Raw genomic sequence first — 18481 nt, forward strand, 5'->3', positions numbered from 1 at the left:
AATGGACTACGTCATTTTGACGTTTGTTTCATTGATCCGCTCAATTGTTAAGCGTTTTTTAATTGGATAGTGGGTATAGTCTAATCTTTAGACACCCATACCTAATTTTTAGGTATTGCCATTTTTTTAAATTAAAATGGACTACGTCATTTTGACGTTTGTTTCATTGATCCGCTCAATTGTTAAGCGTTTTTTAATTGGATAGTGGGTATAGTCTAATTTTTAGACACCCATACCTAATTTTTAGGTATTACCATTTTTTTAAATTAAAATGGACTACGTCATTTTGACGTTTGTAATGCATAAACTTCACCTTTCTTAACCTAAACTTTTGTTCTTCCTTAACTTCACCTTCCTTAACTTAAACTTTTGTTCTTCCTTAACTTTTATGCTATTACATAGCACTAAACTTATAAAGTTATGTTTTACTTTTTCCTTATTGAAGGATTCTACAACGTTTCTTTAATAAAAAGTAACTAAACTTTACCCTTTAAATATACTATAATTTTCCAGTATATGCAATGAAAAAAACTGACTTTAATCATTAACTAGTGTATAATATTTTTATCTCCTAATTATGTAAGTCTATTTACTCTACTAGATAGAGAAATGTTTACAACTCAGATTGAGAAAAGTTTATTCAAAAAAAGTTTAGGAGGTACTAATAATATGTACAAAAGTTTAGGCAAAAAAGAAATACAAACAATGTATTCTTATCTTGAAAGTAAATTCGGAAGAGAAAAAACTTCTCAATTCTTACTTGAAGAAGGTATAAAGCCTTTGACTAATAGGGTAGGGAAGCAATTAACTTCTTTTATGGCATTTCCCCAAAGAGGTACTGAGGGTAGTTGCGGATGGAAAGGTAATCTTTCTCCTAAAGTATCAAAAGCATTGATTGACTATATAATTGATTATAAAAATTATTATAATCAGAAGACTAACTTAAAAGTAATTGATGCCATGGGAGGTTCAGGAACACTAAAACTGCTCTGTGACAATCTTAATATTTCATGTAGTAGCTATGATCTTAATCCAAATTATCAACATGGAGTAGGGGGGTGGAATGCAATTACGGATGATCTTCCAGAATCAGCTGATATTATAAATATACATCCACCGTATTATAATGCTGTTACTTATAGTGGTAATGTATGGGGAAACCAACCTTATCCTGGTGACTTAAGTCGTTGCAGCTGCTATAAAGAATTTATTGAAAAATTAAATATCGTCAATCAAAAGTTGTTTTTATCTTTAAGGAAAGGTGGAAGACTTTTAATCACTGTTGGTGATGTAAGAAAAAATGGTAAATTTTTTAGCATTCAACAAGATATGGCTAAGTTTGGTAAATTAGAAAGTTTTATTGTCAAAGCACAATATAATTGTTCTTCAGATAATAGAACTTATAAGAAACCATTTATACCAATTGTCACTGAATATGTAATGGTATTTATGAAAGATAAATCTTTCATTGTTAACATTTCTTATATTAAACATACTACTGTAGATATTCAAAAGGCAGCCAATGTTACCTGGTATCAATTAATAAAAGATACATTTGAATACTTAGGTGGATACACAAGTTTATCTAAACTAAATAAAGTATTAGCTAATACCAAAAAAGCTAAATGTAATCCTCATTTCAAAGAACGTATACGAGCAACCATTTATGAGAATGGTGATTTCGTTCGTGTTAATAGAGGATTTTATAAATTAGTTTATGCAAGTTAAAGTCTATGATTATTATAAAATAGTCTGTTCGTTATTACAGACTATTTTATTTTAAATTAGTTTAAAATATAGGGTTACCATTAATAATATTCATGGTAACCATTAGTAACCATTGGTTACTCTATTGATTATACATCCCTTTATTTGTGGATTTTTATTCGTTAAAAAAAGATTACAACTTAAACAGTTGTAATCTTTTCCTTATCTTTTTTATTAGCATTAACTTTTTTATCAAATGATTTTTTGAATTCATTATACTGTTTTTTGGTATCGGAATCCAACTCATTTAATATTTCTTTTACATTAATTTCTCTAAACATAATATCACTCCTAAACTTTTATTGTAGTATTTCTTTGGCTCGTCTGAGAGCTTTTTCTAATTCAAATTTTTCAGCTTTACCTTTTTGCTTTTTACAAGCGTGTAAAAGGTAAACACTATTTGAATCTTTGATTACATACATAATCCTATTATGTCTGTAAAACTTTATCTCCCATAGTTTTCCTTTAAGCTGCCTTGTATTGAGAAGATTCAATTTATCTTCTTCTAAATACTGTATTATAGCTACAGCTTCAAAATACTCCTTTTTTGGTAATTTTTCTATGTATTCATTGATTAAATCCTTTCCACTTAAGGATTTATATGCATATACTTTCATTAACTTTTTTACCCCTTTCACCTTTCTCATTTGTAATGAGTATTAAACTTTTCTCTATCTAGTAGAGTAACTAAACTTAAATAATAGAATGGGGTAGTGGAGTAATATTAACGTTTTATTAATACAAGTTTTAACCCAAGCTCATTTGCTATTTTTTGTAACTTCTTATAACTAGGCATCTGTACTTTTGTCTCTATTTTTGATATTTCTTGTTGTTTTAATCCTAGTCTTTGAGCTAATTCTTTTTGGGTGAGTCCCATATTTTTTCTAGTTGTTATTAACATATTTATTATATCATAGTTGTCTTTATATTTTAAGTATTCTTCTTTTGTTTTATTATCCATTTTTTCTATTATTTCTTTGGAATGTATCTCTGTTAACATTTAAAATCACCTCTATATTATTATACAACTTATTCGTTGTATTTTCAAATGAAAAATATATTTCAGGTGAATAGACCGAAATATATTTTTTACTTCATTTTTTACTTTAGTAAACTTTATGCAGCATTTAATTTTTTGTTTACATTACTAAGCCATTTCTTAGCTACATTAAGTGCTTCTTCTGTTGGATTACTATTTTTATATCCTCGAATTTGTACTATACGATTGTTATTAAATTCTATCGTATATAGAGGTTTATCTTTATTGCTTTTATCTCTCATAAAGATAATAAATGTTTTTCCTGAAGCAACGCTTCTAACATAACTTTTAACGCAATGATGTAAAACCTCACTTTCTTTGATAAAATCACTAATTTTTCTTGGAAAAATAAAATTATATCCTTTTATTTCTTCTTGAAATATTTCTGCTACAGCACCATGAAGTTTTAGTAAATTTTCTTTTGTAATTTCATCTTCTTTAATTTTAATTAGTTTAGTAGTTTCCTCATGAGCCTTCATCAAATTTTTGGGATATAAAATAGATTTACTTTTCATATTATATCCTAGAAACTTACATTCCTCTAGATAATCCAAGTAATCTATATAAAAATTGTCATTTGTTATTTTTTGTTTTTTCTTATACATTATTAGTTTTTTTAAGGTTACATATCCACGTACAATTTCTCCCTCTTCATTTATTGCAGATGTTAACTTTTCTATATTACCATAAGGATAGAAATTGCTATAGTAATATCCATTTCCTTTAATATGTAAATACCTCAATTCTTTTGAATCTAACTCTTGGTTTATTTTTATTGAAAATTTGTACAATCTAAGAAGATAAATATCTACATTAGCTTGTTTTATTGTTTTCATTTGTTGCTTATTAAGTCCTAAAACCTTTTTAAGAGTATCAGCTTTTAAATTCATATCTATATCTATACTATCAAAGAATTTATTCCTAGATTGATATAAAATTATATCATTCACTAAATTATAAAGCTCATATTTTACAAACTGTTCTAATATTGGTTTCGTTTGATAATTATATAAGTAACGAATTACATCAATAGTCCCAATATTTTTAGCATTATTTAATCCACAATATTTATACTTGTCAATAAGCTCTTCATCAAGATTATCTGTATAGAGATAAGAAGATGGATGATATAAGCAATCATTTCTTTCATGCCAATTTGTTCCATACGACCAATAGTAATAACCATTACAGTATTGTTTATCACACCATCTATAACCTTGAGGCATTTTCTTTTCATTAACTAAAAATCTTGAGACTTCTGTTATATATAGTTTTTGTTTTTGATATGTCTCGTCCTTAATGGCTTCAAATACTCTAACAACTAATCCCTTTGATGTATTATTAATGATATTAAAGTATTTCTCATTACTAACATCATTACGTCTCTTCCAAAGACCTACTGATAATGCAGTTACCTCAGTTTGGCAATTTGGACAAACAATCTTTTTATTATGTTTTACATCATCAAGTTTAATTTTCTTTTTACATCTAGTGCAATATCCAGATATCTTTTTGCCTTTTTTTTGGTATATAATATAATTTGAATCTTTAAAAACCTTATTTATAACCCATTCATTTAGATCTTCTGGTAAAGGTTTCAACTGTTCAAACATATCATCTATAGCTCTTCTTTTCTTTATATATGCTTTGATTTTTAATTGCTTTTGGTACTCATATATACTTATAAGAAGATCTTCTTCTTGGCATCCTAATATCTTTTTAGAGTCATTAGCTTTAATGTTAGTATCTACTATATAATTAGTTATAGCATTACAATCTCTTGATTCTAAATTTCTTAGCATTGCTTTTGACCACTTATGAGAATCATATTTATATGTTATATATTCCTTTTCGTCAATAAACAATCTATACAATACTTTTTTATTCTTACAAGAATAAATTGTTACTTGTAAAATTTTATTTGTAATTAATTCTCCTTTTATAACATATTTATATTTCTTAGGGAATTTTATTTTTTCTACCTTTAACGATAATTTACTTTTCTTCATGTACTATCCCCCCTTAAAATAACGATAATTGTAAATCGTTATTATTGTTAGGTTGGATAGTATCTTTTTTCATTGTACTTTTTTTTCTTTTTTGTTCTCTTTTCTTTCTTACTTGTTGTTTTTTTAGTAATTCATTTTTTTCAATTTCTTTTATTCTTTTGTGGTCTATTTTATAATAATCCCAAATAGCATTATAGAAAACTTCTAATGTAATGGAACCAAGACAACCTACATTTCTAGCTACTTTCATAACAGCTTCTGCACAATCAATAGTATTAGCTTCTTCTACCAACACTAATTTTGCAATCTCTTCACTTTTTCTAATTAGATCAGTTGAATAGTGTGCTGTTGCTTCAACAAACATGTGCCTTGTTGTATGATCATATACTTCCTTGGCTGTCTTTGATATTTGCTTTTCTCTATAATTGTCCAACTCTTGTTTAACTTTTATTACCGCTTTTTTTGTAATTTCTTTCATCTTTATCCTCCTAAACGTTGATACCTTTTAAAAGGATAAAGATACCCTTAAGGGATATTTTTATCCCTTTTAGGGTATGAATTATTAACTTTTTATTCTAAACTTTATAGCTCTTATGCTATTTCTTGAACTTGTTTTTCTTCATTATCTTTATTTAGTAATGCATCCAACTCTTTTTGCCTTACTATCAATTCTTGCAGTTTTTCTTCATATTCAAAAGGCTTATTCAAGGCATCTTGAATATTGTTTACACTTATTCTGTTTTTTTCTATTTTAGTGCAAACATCTTTTATTTCTTCTTCAAAAGAATCAAGTTTGTTATTCATTCTGTTAATTGTAGTTAATGGCATTTTAGAGCATTCAACTATATTATCATTTCCCTTACTATTGGTTGTTAGCATTATCTTTTTAGCAATACCATAATAAGACACTATAATTTTGAATCCTCTATAATTACCAATTTCTTTTTTACCATCTGCTGCTAGATCCTTAAATGATTCATTTAACGCTATACCGGCCTTTTTAGGATCATTGAATACATTGTTAAAGATAACCATAGAAAATTTATTGTCATTAATATTTTTTCTTGCCTTCAGGTCTTCTTCATATTGACTTTTAACTTTTTCAAGTTTGTCAATTTTGTTTGGTAGTATAGCAAGTGTATCTTGCATATTATACCACTCCCTTTTATAACCTGATTTCAATACAGATAATCGCTGAATTTCTGTATCTACTTCCATCTTTTCCATTATCATAGGATTACCAGAAGCAATAGCTTTTACTTCTGCAAATGATAAAGATGTATCATCTACATCGTCAGCAGTTCTCACATTAACATCACCAGACATGATTTGTCCTATAAATCTAGCTTTTGTTTCTAGCAATTGCCAGGAGTATGCATCAAAAGATCCTTTTGTTACATATCTAAATATCATGACATCATTTCCCCATTCTAAGTTTTTATTACCTTGTCTTAGAATACGACCTTCTCTTTGTTCTATATCAGAAGGTCTCCAAGGAGCATCTAAGTGATGCAGTGCTATAAGGCGATCTTGTACATTCGTTCCTGCACCCATTTTGGCAGTTGAACCCATTAGTATACGTACATTACCTTCTTTTACATTTGAAAACAATTTTTCTTTTCTTATATCTGTATTTGCATTATGTATATACTCTATTTCTTCTTGTGGCACTCCTTTTTCTATGAGTTTATTCTTAACCTCATCATAAATATTAAATTCTTTTGATGGAGTAGATAAATCACAAAATACTAATTGTGTTAGCTTTTGCTTTTTTGTTTGTTCCCATACATTGTAAATGTTATCTACAGCTTTTAATATTTTATTGGAAATCTCTGCATCAGGATATATTAATCTTAAGTCTAATGCAGCTTTTCTTCCTTCATTAGTTATGAGTAACATATTATCAACACGAGGATCAACGCTACCAGAATGAATTGATTCAGCTCTTTTTACTAATGTTCCAATAAAATCTATAAGTTCTTCAGTAGGCTCACATTCTATAGTTATAGGTTTACCACCTTTGAGATTAGGTACTGGAAGCTTTAACATATCTGCGGTTTTAACATCCGCAAATTCTTTAAACATCATAAGAAGTTCAGGTAGGTTGTTAAATTTTCTAAACCTTGTTTTCATTCTGTATCCTGAGCCATCTGGAGATATTTCTAATGCTGTTGTCTGTTCACCAAAAGTCGATGCCCATGCATCAAAATGAGATAATCCAAATTTCTCTAATTTGCTTAACTGCATATATCTCTGCATAGTATACATTTCTGTCATACTATTACTTATTGGTGTACCAGTTGCAAAAGTTAATCCTTGTACTCCATTACCATATCTATTTATTATGTATTGAGACTTTACAAACAAATCAAAAGCCTTTTGACTCTTTGTTTGTGGTATTCCTGCAACATTACCCATTTTTGTATAAACATATAGATTCTTAAATTCATGGGCTTCATCTACAAATAAGAAATCAATACCCAATTGATCAAAGGTGAGCGTATTATCTTTATCTTTGACCTTAAGCATCATCTTCATTTCACTTTCTAGGCGTTTTTGAGTTGTCTCAAGCTGTTTTATTAACCTAGTATTAGGTATTCTTTCATCTTTTTCAGACATTATCGCAATCTTAATATCGTCAATCTGTTTTTTCATAAATTCTTTTGTATATTCAGGATCAACATTTATTTTCTTGAATGATGAATGAGCTACAATAATTGCATCCCAATCTCCTGTAGCTATTCTTGCAAATAGTCTTTTTCTATTTTGTGGTTTAAAATCATCTTTTGTTGCTGCTAAAATTTTAGCACTTGGATATAATCTAATAAATTCAGCTGACCATTGGTTTATTAAATGGTTGGGAACAACAAATAATGATTTTTTTGCTAATCCAACTTGTCTAAGTTTCATTGCTGCACCTATCATTGTAAATGTTTTTCCTGCACCTACAACATGTGCTAATAAAGTATTTCCACCAAATAAGATTCTTGCTACTGAATCTAATTGATGTTGTCTCAACTTAATATTATTATTCATGCCTGGAAAAGTTAAGTCTTTTCCATTGTATTCTCTTGTCCTAAAAGAATTAAACAATTCATTATAGATCTTAACAATTCTATTCCTTCGGTCTGGTTCTTCAAATATCCATTCTTGGAATTTCCTTTTTAGATCATCTTGTTTTTGTCTTGCTAATAAAGTTTCTTTTTTGTTTAAAACTCTTGTTTCACTTCCATCAACTTCTTGTATATCAAATATTTTTACTTGCTTTTGATTTAAAGTATTTTGTAATAATTTGATACCGCTGACTCTACTGGTCCCGAAAGTTCTATAATTTAATATATTATCTATATAAGAGTATGATATACTCCAAGTGGCAATCACCTTACTATAAGAAACGTGTATGTCTCTTTTAGTTTGGAATATAAATGCTATATAATCCTCTATTATGTCAGATGGAATCCATGTAGCACCAAGTTTAACAATAATTTCATGTGCTTCTAAATCTTTTGGCTGCACTGCTGATAACGCTTTATAATTATCGTTATACCCTTTACTACTATTTTGGTATTCTTTTGCTATTTGCAGTTTTTCTCTGACATTTCCACTTAGGTATTCTTCTGCTGTTACCCATGTGCAACTATTAGGATCTTTATATATCTTTCCTTTTAGTTCTTGAATAACAGTCTCTATACTTTTATCTGTTAGTTTAGCCATATACTCTAAATCAACCTTAGCATATCTGTTAAGGGATACTATTAATGCCTCTTTTGAAGTATTAACATGAGTTATTTCTCTTATAGGATAAAGAGTTCTTTTATAAAATATTTCTGTCTTTTCCCATTTTCCATTTTTTTCGTCTTCTAAAGCAAGAAGAACTGGAAAGTCTGGATCTTCTTTGAATAGACTTTTGTTTATTCTATTATTTATTAATCCATATTTACTAACAAATTTATCGTATATTCTATTAAGCATATATCTTTCGCACTCAAGTATATCTTCAGGTTTTTTTATATCCATTTGGTCATTTATGTATTCCATAGTAATTTCTCTTAATTCAATTAAGTGAATTAACCGTTCTAACGTCTTTTTGCCTTTTACATTAACTAATTTTAATTCATTATTTTCTCTTTGATAAACTTGTCCTTCTTTTTCACAGAATCCATATTCTTTTACATGAACTCTAACAGCTGCCAAAGGAAGTGTGTCAATACATTTATCAATATTTCTAGTATCTTTTACATATATATCTTCTGGTATATATTTAATAATTTTATTCATATCATCTTGCCAATTTTCATTAGCTTTTAATGTTGTATTTTTATGACCATATAACTTGATCTCTTCGTTCATGGTCCCTAACAACATATGTGGATTATTAATATAATACTCATTAAGTTGTATACCCTGTTTATTTTCGTATACATTGATAAATTTATTATTTATCTGTTCTCCTTCTAACCGTTTTCTAAAGAACAGAATATCTGCAGTTACTTCTGTATTTGCTGACTTTTTAAAAGCAACATTAGGCAATCGTACTGCTGCTATTAATTCAGCTTTTTGATTTATCAATTCTCTTACGGAAGTATCTTTTTTATCTAATGTTCCTTTACTTGTTATTACAGCCATTATTCCATCTTCTCTTAGATGATCTAATGATTTCACAATAAAATAATCATGTATAAGTAGATTATAATTATTGTATTGTGGATCAAATATTTTATATGATCCAAACGGAACGTTAGAAACTACTAAATCAAAATGATTATACTGTAAGTAACTTTTTTCATAAGGTGTAATAATGATATTTGCATCTTCATATAAATATTGTGATATTTTACCTGATATACTATCAAGCTCAATACCTGTAATTTTTTTCACCATATTCTTGGGTATAAGCCCTATAAAATTACCTGTACCACAAGCAGGTTCAAGAACTTTAGCATTATTTACACCCATTTTATCTAGTGATTTATAGATAAATTCTATCACTTCTTTTGGTGTATAATGCTCGTTCAATGTTCCAGCCCTGGCGTTACTATACTCTTCTTCAGTAAGTAATTCTTTTAATAACTTTCTTTCCTCATTCCATTTAGAATTATTGTTATCAAATACACCAGGTAAGCCCCCCCATCCACTATATTTAACCAGAGTTTTTTTCTGTTCTAAATTTATGGATGACGTTGTTTTTTTTATAAGCTTAATAGCCTCTATGTTGTTCTTACATTTTTGTTTAAGACCACCATAGTGTAAATCATTATTCTTAATTTCATAGTTTGACTCTATCTTTGTTTTATTATCTGGAATTTGATTGTTATCACTTACAGATTGTTTTTCATTACTAATACTTAATCCTAATTGTTCAGGTCCTTTATGAATACTCATTTTTTGTGGATTCTTAAAATATTCATTTACAACCTTTACTGTATTTGTTACTTCTTTTTTTAATATCTTGAAGTAATCATCAACTCTTTTATTTGTTTCAACCATATTTTTGAAACAATCTTTAATAAGAAATGTAGCCACTTGAGAATTAAATTGGCTAATTAAGGATTCTGCTAATTCGTAATACTGTTGTCTTAAAAAATCATCTTTAATGACTTGTACTTTATTAAAAACTATAGTCCTTAATATTATATTTTTACAATCTTCTTTAACTGTATAATTATATGATCTTACATTCTTCTTGAATGAATTGTAATCTGGTTCTATAGTTTTTAAATCTTCTTGTGACTTCATTATAAATGTGTTAACACTTCTGCTCATGCATTGTAATACTTTCATTTTGTTAAACTTCCCCTTTCAATTGTTTTTGGGTTTGTAAAAACTCCAATGTTATTAAAAGGTTGATTTAATATATTGTAAAAAATTGACTCTATTATTATTATATGATATACTATGAGCATTCAAAAAGCAACATGTCTTTGTATAAGGTATGATAGTGTCACGATTATACCTTTTTTGTTTGCAAAAAAATATTAAGTATTATATATAAAGTACTTCTATTTCTTAGTCCTTATATCTTATTTAATAACTATTGATTGTAACTTTTTATATGTTCTAATATTTTTAATATGTGCTATAATAATATATAAACTTCATATGAGGAGCTGACTTAATGAATCCTATTACTTTAAATGAACTCAAAAAGAAAAAAATATTTAACAGCACTGTCTTGGGAAAGGAAAACATTAATAATAAGCATTATGCTTTCTTAAGATATAAAGATATTAAAATCTTAATTCCTGAATCAGAAATGGAAATTGAAAAGTCTCATTTAAGAGACAGAATAGGTTCTCTTATTGGTGCTAATATTGAATACATAATTACAAATATCAAAGATACCTATGCTTTGGGAAGTAGAAAAAAAGCAATGGAAATTAGACTTAAGCATCTAAATAATATCCATGTTGGAGATATTATTGATGTTAACGTCATTGGTACTTCAATTAAAAAATGTATCATAGAATGTTATGGACAAGAGATTACGGTACCAGTTCAAGATATTTCTTACAACTGGATTGCCGACGTAGAAGATATTTTAAACATTGGTATGGTTGTCAAAGCAAAGGTAATTAGTACAAATCCATTTAAAATAACCTTAAAAGATGCAAAAACTATAAACTTTAATGTTAATGATTATGCTATTGGAAATGATTATTTAGCAACAGTTATTGATACTACTCCTCAAGGTATTTATGTTGAATTAGATAATAAACGTAGTGTTTTATGTAGAAATGTAGATTGGCATAGAGGATGTCATAAAGGCGATATTGTAGTAATTGAAATTACTGATATCAATGAACAGCTTTATAGAACTTGGGGTATCATCAAGAGACTAATAAAAAAAGTTAATTAACCTTTTTTTGACTAATGAAATATTATTATATCTAAATATTAGAGAATGTCCTAAAAAGTGTGTAAAATATCTCCGACCTGGCTAAAATCTAAATAAAAATGCCAGGAAGGAGATTTTATTATGGCAAATAATCTTATTACTAAAGAACAAGCACAATCAATAATTGAAAACAATGACATCAAAACTCCACAAGATATTATGGGTGCTCTAAAAAATATGTTTAAGGATGTTATTCAAGAAATGCTTGAAAACGAGATGGATGAAACTCTAGGCTACGAACGTTACGATCATGACCAACCTAAATCCAACTATCGAAATGGTTATTCTCAAAAGAAAGTTCGTTCTTCTCTAGGTGAAATTGATATTGATGTGCCTAGAGACCGAAATGCTGATTTTGAACCTAAGATTGTTCCCAAAAGAAAAAAAGATATTTCAGATATTGAGAAACAAATCATAAGTCTTTATGCTCGTGGTATGTCCACAAGAGATATTCATGAACAGATGAATGAACTGTATGGAATAAATGTTTCGGCAGATATGGTAAGTAGAATAACAGATAAACTAATACCAACAATTAAAGAATGGCAAGGAAGACCCTTAGAACCTATATATCCCTTTGTTTTTATGGATGCAATTCATTTTAAAGTAAGAACTGAAGGACGCGTTATCAATCGAGCAGCTTATGTGATCATTGGTGTTAACCTAGATGGTATGAAGGATGTATTAGGTATCTGGATAGGTGAAAACGAGAGCTCTAAATTCTGGTTAAACATTCTTAATCAATTATCTTCACGAGGAGTTAAAGATGTCCTTATCTTCTCTGTAGACGGGCTTTCTGGCATAAAAGAAGCTATCCAAACAGTTTATCCACAAGCAGAAATACAGCGCTGTATTATACATCAATTAAGAAATTCATTTAAGTTTGTATCCTATAAAGATTACAAAGAATTTACAAGAGATTTCAAAGAGGTTTATCGTGCTTCATCAGAAGATTTAGCTTTATTAAAGCTTGATGAATTAGAAGATAAATGGGGAACTAAGTATCCTCATGCGTTAACGAGTTGGCGAAAAAATTGGGATGTATTGTGTCCATTTTTTAAATTCCCAGATGACATCAGGCGCATTATGTATACAACAAATGTCATTGAAAATCTTAATAGGCAATATCGTAAAGTAACAAAGAGCAAATGTATTTTTCCAACAGATACATCCTTACAAAAAATGCTTTTTTTAGCTACAGATAAAGCTACCAAAAAATGGACACAAAGGTATCGAGGTTGGGATAAAATACTCAATCAATTAACCATTTTATATAATGAACGTATAACACCTTATATTGGCTAACTACCGTTCACTTTTACGAAGTAAAGGTAGTATAAATCTCCACCTTTACTTCGTAAATTTTACATGCATTAAGTAAGTGCTGATGGGACCCAAAAATGAAACAGAATATATTAATTGCCCATCACATAAAGAGTTTAGCATGTAAAAACGTTCACTAAACAGTGTTAATTCTAGAGATTTTGCACCCCAAAAATGATACTATTATAGTATTGTCATAATACAGCTAAATTATGGGAATATTATTAATAAATATAAAAATAACCACCCCAGCCGTACATAGCTAGGATGGATTTTTACACACTTAGTGTGACACTACCAAATATTATAATAAAAGGAAACCTTTCAGGTTTCCTAAATAGTTAATTAATTATTAAAATCATGAAATAAAGCATATTCTTTATCAAATACTCCAAGGGTATAAGATAAGATCTTTCTCCACTTTCTATTGTCACCCAATTTTTCATAATCATTATCATTATTACATCTTATAAGAACTAACTTAATCTTTAGCTCACTAGTTTTAATATAAGTTGAAATAATCCTATACTAATAAATAGAATAATGCTATCAATTAATATATTCTTCCTTATGTTGTTTCTCTCCCTATCTCCTCTGGTTATTAAAAATGTTGATGAAAGTATAATTGTTACTGCTAAAATAGTACTACATATAGTAATACCCCTATTTATCATGTTGCTTTGATGGTTTAAGAATGTGAGTATTTCAGTATCTATAATTGTTGGATTTATTAATGATATTAATAATAGTATTATATTTAAAATTAATATCATCACTGTCCCTATTCTAGAGTATTGCAAATTACTTTCTCCATCTTCTTTTTCATTTGTCATAAACAAATAATATAAAACTCCTAACATTATCGTTTCAACTCCTATTCTATCCTAAATCAATCTTTAGCCTTTAACTTCGTTTTATCAAAACTTTTTCCAAGCCTAGAAGGTGGAAACTGCCATTTCATAAACATTATTAGCTCAGGTATAATAAAATCATATAAATTGTTATCAAGGTATTTTTCTACTATATTCTTAATATCATTTTGAAAGATATTACATTCATTATCATTAATAAATTTATAAGTTCTTCCGCTAAATAGTTGGTTACATATTCCGAAATTCATTTTATAATTTTTAATATTTATGTAAGTAGAAAAAGATTTTTTATTACTAAACAATCCTTTATTAACCCATTCATAATTAATAAGTGTATTTACTATGTTATTATCATTACAATACTGCTGTAAAATAGATTTAATATCTATAAATTCATTTATAATGTTAACTTGAATATATACTTCTATATTTGATTTTTGGGTTATATTTATTGAATATGGGAAATTGCTTTTGTAATAAGCTTTTGAATATATATTATTAATGCTTCTTCCTATATCTTTTTTTCTTGTATTATCCATATTAATACTCCTTTCAGAATTCTTTTATCACTCCTTATCTATCATTTCCTCTCCAATCTTTTCATTTTTCATGTAATAATCTATAGGATTTATTGTACTAGCATTTTTAGGATCTATTTTAATTACTTTTTTTATGTTTATATTATAAGACATCATTTAATCTTCCTTTCTAAGATAAATTTCAAACACTTTTTAACTTTTTTTCTCTTTCAGATTTCTTTTAATTTTTCTTAGCATATCATTCCAATCCTTGTATTCACGAGTTGGACATCTAAGATAAAAATCTAGCTCTTGAGATAGATTGACAATAAATTCAAATCCTGCATTATCATTATCAACACATACATAACATGATTTCATGTCATTATATATTTCTAAATAATTGTTGATAACTGAAGATTTTAATCCGGCCATAGATACAAATAATGTAGTCTTTAGAAATTCTATGTTATCTTCCAGACAACAATATGATAATAAATCTATAGTAGTTTCAAAAAAACATATTTTATCTACATTAGTCCCAAACTTAATTGAAAATCCATACCCAATCTTTGATCCTTCTCCTACTTGTTTAAATCTTACTTTATCAAGAGTACCAACTATTTCAGCTCCTACAATTTTTCCTGTTATAGGATCATAGAAAGGAAATATTGCATTACCATATTCCTTTTGCTGAAACAATAATCCGTTTTTTACTAAGTATTGTATGTATTTTTTATTAATACCTCTAGTTTTCATTAGATAGGCTATTGCCCTATGTTGGTCTTTATTTAATTCTGGTAGCTCAAATGTTACATTCTTTTTTTTCTCATTCATGTAATGCTCTTTTTTACTAACAATATTGGATGTACCTAATAGATCGCTAACAGCATCCCAAAAGTCCAAATTATAAACTTCCATTACACAATCTATGGATGTACCTCCTTTTCCTCCGGTAAACCATTTATACGTACAGCCTCTTATATAAAGTCCTCCATATCCTCTAACTTTATATCTACCTTTAGTATCATGTTTTTCCACACACTCACCTTTTCGCGTGAAATATTCTACTAGGTCAACATTTCTTGCATCATATATTAGTTTCTTTTGCTCTGGTGTATATCCCATTTTTTATTCACTTCCTAAGGAAATTGTAAAATTTTACTCTTACTAACTTTTTTATTGCAACTAAAAATTTTTGTTGTTTCATAGTATGATCGTGATTTATTGTATATCCGGTCAAATTTTATTATACTGTTGATTTCTTTGTTGTCTAGTTCATACTTGTCTATATATATTTTTTCATTTACTTTCATATACATAATATCATATATGTATAATTTATATTTATTAACATCTTGACTAGCACACAATACAGTCCCATGGAATGCATTTTCAGTACTTTTATAATCCTGATAGATAATATTATCCATCCATCCATTAACTTCTCCCAGATATTGATCCTCTCTAATTATGTTTAATACCCTTTGCTTAAAATCTTCTACTTTACATATTTTTTTTCCCATTAAAAACCCCTCTTTTCACTACCATAATATATACACTCATTTTTATCACCATCATAATATTTACAATTATTAAGAGAAAATATTTTATTAAGTAAATTAGGTTCTTGTAAATTTATATCTGGTTTTTCTGTTAAAAATTTTTCTGCTGTACTTTTTCTAAGATATATATCGTATAAGTAGTCTCCTATATAAGCAAAGTATATAGTATCATTTTTTTCTACAATCAAGTATTCATCTTCGTCTACTTTATATACATCTTTATCTCCATTTCTTTCTATAACCAATTTATACGTTTTAATTAGCGAACCCTTTTTTGACATCTTCATTACTTTTCCTTCTTCTAAATGATATTCTAACATTGACATATCAATTTTTTTTCCACCAATGTTATTAAGACCTATAATTGAAATTACTATAAAAATTGTGTATACTCCTAATATTAATACTGCTTGTAACTTTCTGCATTTATACATAATATGCACCCCTTACCTTACCGTCGTATTATTAAGTAATAACAACATCTCCAGTAAGTATTTTTTCTGGCATTTTTATACCTAGAAATATTATTCAATTATATATTTTTGTTAATTTTTTTATCTAGTATTCCATTTAGTCTCTCTTCAAATATAATTTTTATTATGCTTATAATAAGTACAATAAAGAATATTGCACCCATAAATACTAAAAAACCCTTACCAATTATAATTATTACATCAAGTATTATTGCTGTATCAAAATAAAAATATTTTTCAATTAACTCCAGAATTCTATTCATCTTGCCTATCTCCTTTTTCTGTAATATACTTTTCAACTTGGTCTAATCTTATATTATTCAACCTTTCTTGAGTATCTTTATATGTAAATTCTTTTTCTTTTTCTTTTGACATTATATTTCTCCTCCTACAAACCTATTGTTTATGTATTTTTTCTTCCAAATTTTTGATATCATAATTATTTTGTTGGATTTCCATTTCCCAACAATCTTTAAACAGGTATTCAGGATTAGTTCTTATTTTATTTTTAAGCATATCATTTCTTTCTTTCAACTTTCTAATTTCTTCTTTAATTTTTTTTATAGATTTTTTCATTTCATTAATCGCTCCTCTTATCTTTTTTTAGTAATATCGAGTAATCTATTTCTAATAGATTACATAATTCATAATATAAGAATAATGATGGAACCTTGTTTTTTGTCCATTGAGACACAAGTCCCTTACTTACACCTAGTAAACCTGCTACATCTTTTTTTTGATAATTGCTTTTAGTAATTAATTCTTCTAAAAGCTTATTATTAAAAAAATTGTTTTTGCGTATTTTCTTATTTTTTTCCTGTTGATCTAAAATTTCATAGATATTCATTATCTATCACTCCATTTAAAATTGTTTACTTATATTATACCATAATGGTTTAATATAAGTAAACTATTAGAAGTGTATTATACTAAAATTATCTTTTTAAATAATTTTCTATTATATTAATATTTTTTCATTCATGTATTCCATTTTATTCAGCTGCACCTGGAATAATTAATTATTAATGTAACACAATTTTTACTCACCTACTTTCTCTTTCATATTATTATTAACAGCTCCTTTTGTACCGCACATTTTTAGTTGGCAAATAATATCACAGTCTTCCATTATTTCTTCTTCAAACCTTCCACGATTAGGATCAAGTTCATCAAGATATATAGGTCCATTAATATCTTTAATACATGTATGACCTATTTCTCTTTCCCTTTTAGCTCTTTTAAGGAATACCTCTGGGAAATCTATTCTGATTTTGTTCCAGTATCCCATGCCACCTTTAGGACATCCTATACAGTTATTATTATGATATCCTAAATCATACATCTTAGGTCTTTTAATTTTTAATTCTTTGAGCATACCATGGCATTCCTGCTTAGTTAATTGGTGGTCAATTAACGGAAATATATGATCACATTGTGGCATTGATGCTTCTATTTGTTCTTTCCTATGCTTTTCATTGAGGTCAAATCCCCATATGTAAGTTAGATTCTTTTTACCATATTCCCATTGCTTACGGACTCTCTTTTTAAGAATTTCTGTACACTTATTCCCATAAGCTGAATTGATAAATTGAAATTGTTTTTGTACGCTATCCACGTTTTTGTATGGAGATTGAATTTTTTCTATCTTATAACCTAAAGCTTTTTCACAATCATTAATAAATCTTAATGTATCTGGATGTTGGTCTTCTATATGACAATATAAGATTTTATCAATTTTGTCTCTCATAAGATAAGTAGCTATAAAACTACTTACACCAGCACTAAACCAACTAACTAACATCTACTTTTCCACCTATCCGATTTTATTTCGTTCGGATTGGTGTAATTACTATGGCTTCCCACGCTAGTTCAGCCTAAACATTACGCTACTATTAGTAATTTTACACTATGTTATTCACCCTCGTGGTTATTCATGGTGACTATTTCCATTCGGTCAAACGATATAACCTAAACCTTGTAACCAGTTTCTACTGGAATAGGAAAAGTAGAAGTACCTTTA

General features: G+C 27.7%; 19 protein-coding genes. 3 read left to right on the forward strand and 16 right to left on the reverse strand.

Annotated elements, in window-relative coordinates:
* The first annotated feature begins 669 nt into the window (after positions 1 to 669).
* Entirely contained in the window at positions 670 to 1728 is a 1059-nt protein-coding gene (locus tag QMG30_RS24425) for an SAM-dependent methyltransferase (protein ID WP_281819820.1), read from the forward strand.
* A gap of 179 nt (positions 1729 to 1907) precedes the next feature.
* On the opposite strand, the gene QMG30_RS24430 is transcribed toward QMG30_RS24425, so the two are convergent.
* The 6 genes from QMG30_RS24430 to QMG30_RS24455 all read right to left on the reverse strand — a co-directional run bounded on the left by QMG30_RS24430 (position 1908) and on the right by QMG30_RS24455 (position 10596).
* Positions 1908 to 2048 (reverse strand): hypothetical protein, encoded by a 141-nt coding sequence (locus QMG30_RS24430; RefSeq protein WP_281819821.1) that lies wholly within the window; start codon positions 2046 to 2048, stop codon positions 1908 to 1910.
* Positions 2049 to 2066: 18 nt separating this feature from the next.
* Entirely contained in the window at positions 2067 to 2384 is a 318-nt protein-coding gene (locus QMG30_RS24435; RefSeq protein WP_281819822.1) for a type II toxin-antitoxin system RelE/ParE family toxin, read from the reverse strand.
* A 107-nt stretch (positions 2385 to 2491) separates the two neighbouring features.
* The gene (locus QMG30_RS24440; RefSeq protein ID WP_281819823.1) at positions 2492 to 2767 is read right to left on the reverse strand and encodes a helix-turn-helix domain-containing protein; all 276 of its coding nucleotides are present in this window, start codon (positions 2765 to 2767) and stop codon (positions 2492 to 2494) included.
* Between the two features lie 116 nt (positions 2768 to 2883).
* Positions 2884 to 4815 (reverse strand): PcfJ domain-containing protein, encoded by a 1932-nt coding sequence (locus QMG30_RS24445; protein ID WP_281819824.1) that lies wholly within the window; start codon positions 4813 to 4815, stop codon positions 2884 to 2886.
* A 13-nt stretch (positions 4816 to 4828) separates the two neighbouring features.
* Positions 4829 to 5293 carry a Cas9 inhibitor AcrIIA9 family protein gene (locus QMG30_RS24450; protein ID WP_281819825.1) on the reverse strand — a complete coding sequence of 155 codons (465 nt, stop codon included), beginning with the start codon at positions 5291 to 5293 and terminating at the stop codon, positions 4829 to 4831.
* Positions 5294 to 5406: 113 nt separating this feature from the next.
* Complete coding sequence (locus QMG30_RS24455) at positions 5407 to 10596, reverse strand: helicase-like domain-containing protein (RefSeq protein ID WP_281819827.1); 5190 nt, start codon at positions 10594 to 10596, stop codon at positions 5407 to 5409.
* A gap of 334 nt (positions 10597 to 10930) precedes the next feature.
* On the opposite strand from QMG30_RS24455, the gene QMG30_RS24460 reads away from it, so the two are divergent.
* Together QMG30_RS24460 and QMG30_RS24465 are read left to right on the forward strand one after the other, a co-directional pair.
* Positions 10931 to 11671: a hypothetical protein gene (locus QMG30_RS24460; protein ID WP_281819828.1), complete on the forward strand. Its 741-nt coding sequence runs from the start codon at positions 10931 to 10933 to the stop codon at positions 11669 to 11671.
* A 120-nt stretch (positions 11672 to 11791) separates the two neighbouring features.
* A complete protein-coding gene (locus QMG30_RS24465; RefSeq protein ID WP_281819829.1) occupies positions 11792 to 13015 on the forward strand; it encodes an IS256 family transposase in 1224 nt (407 codons plus the stop codon).
* 506 nt (positions 13016 to 13521) lie between these two features.
* On the opposite strand, the gene QMG30_RS24470 is transcribed toward QMG30_RS24465, so the two are convergent.
* The 10 genes from QMG30_RS24470 to QMG30_RS24515 form a co-directional block, all read right to left on the reverse strand.
* Positions 13522 to 13893: a hypothetical protein gene (locus QMG30_RS24470; RefSeq protein WP_281819831.1), complete on the reverse strand. Its 372-nt coding sequence runs from the start codon at positions 13891 to 13893 to the stop codon at positions 13522 to 13524.
* A 29-nt stretch (positions 13894 to 13922) separates the two neighbouring features.
* Complete coding sequence (locus tag QMG30_RS24475; RefSeq protein WP_281819832.1) at positions 13923 to 14444, reverse strand: hypothetical protein; 522 nt, start codon at positions 14442 to 14444, stop codon at positions 13923 to 13925.
* 27 nt (positions 14445 to 14471) lie between these two features.
* Complete coding sequence (locus QMG30_RS24480; RefSeq protein WP_281819833.1) at positions 14472 to 14597, reverse strand: hypothetical protein; 126 nt, start codon at positions 14595 to 14597, stop codon at positions 14472 to 14474.
* Positions 14598 to 14636: 39 nt separating this feature from the next.
* On the reverse strand, positions 14637 to 15551 hold the full coding sequence (locus QMG30_RS24485; protein WP_281819834.1) for a DUF3991 and TOPRIM domain-containing protein: 915 nt from the start codon (positions 15549 to 15551) through the stop codon (positions 14637 to 14639).
* 14 nt (positions 15552 to 15565) lie between these two features.
* The gene (locus tag QMG30_RS24490) at positions 15566 to 15949 is read right to left on the reverse strand and encodes a hypothetical protein (RefSeq protein WP_281819836.1); all 384 of its coding nucleotides are present in this window, start codon (positions 15947 to 15949) and stop codon (positions 15566 to 15568) included.
* Complete coding sequence (locus tag QMG30_RS24495) at positions 15949 to 16422, reverse strand: hypothetical protein (RefSeq protein ID WP_281819838.1); 474 nt, start codon at positions 16420 to 16422, stop codon at positions 15949 to 15951. Before QMG30_RS24495 ends, QMG30_RS24490 begins: the two co-directional genes overlap by 1 nt.
* 98 nt (positions 16423 to 16520) lie before the next feature.
* Positions 16521 to 16724: a hypothetical protein gene (locus tag QMG30_RS24500; protein ID WP_281819840.1), complete on the reverse strand. Its 204-nt coding sequence runs from the start codon at positions 16722 to 16724 to the stop codon at positions 16521 to 16523.
* Positions 16725 to 16857: 133 nt separating this feature from the next.
* The gene (locus tag QMG30_RS24505) at positions 16858 to 17037 is read right to left on the reverse strand and encodes a hypothetical protein (RefSeq protein WP_281819842.1); all 180 of its coding nucleotides are present in this window, start codon (positions 17035 to 17037) and stop codon (positions 16858 to 16860) included.
* 4 nt (positions 17038 to 17041) lie between these two features.
* The gene (locus QMG30_RS24510) at positions 17042 to 17308 is read right to left on the reverse strand and encodes a helix-turn-helix domain-containing protein (RefSeq protein WP_281819843.1); all 267 of its coding nucleotides are present in this window, start codon (positions 17306 to 17308) and stop codon (positions 17042 to 17044) included.
* 192 nt (positions 17309 to 17500) lie between these two features.
* Positions 17501 to 18262, reverse strand: a complete 762-nt coding sequence (locus QMG30_RS24515) for a phosphoadenosine phosphosulfate reductase domain-containing protein (protein ID WP_281819844.1) — start codon at positions 18260 to 18262, stop codon at positions 17501 to 17503.
* Between the last annotated feature and the right edge of the window lie 219 nt (positions 18263 to 18481).

Origin of the sequence: Vallitalea longa, from assembly GCF_027923465.1 — a bacterium.
In the GTDB taxonomy this organism is placed as follows: Bacteria; Bacillota; Clostridia; order Lachnospirales; family Vallitaleaceae; genus Vallitalea; species Vallitalea longa.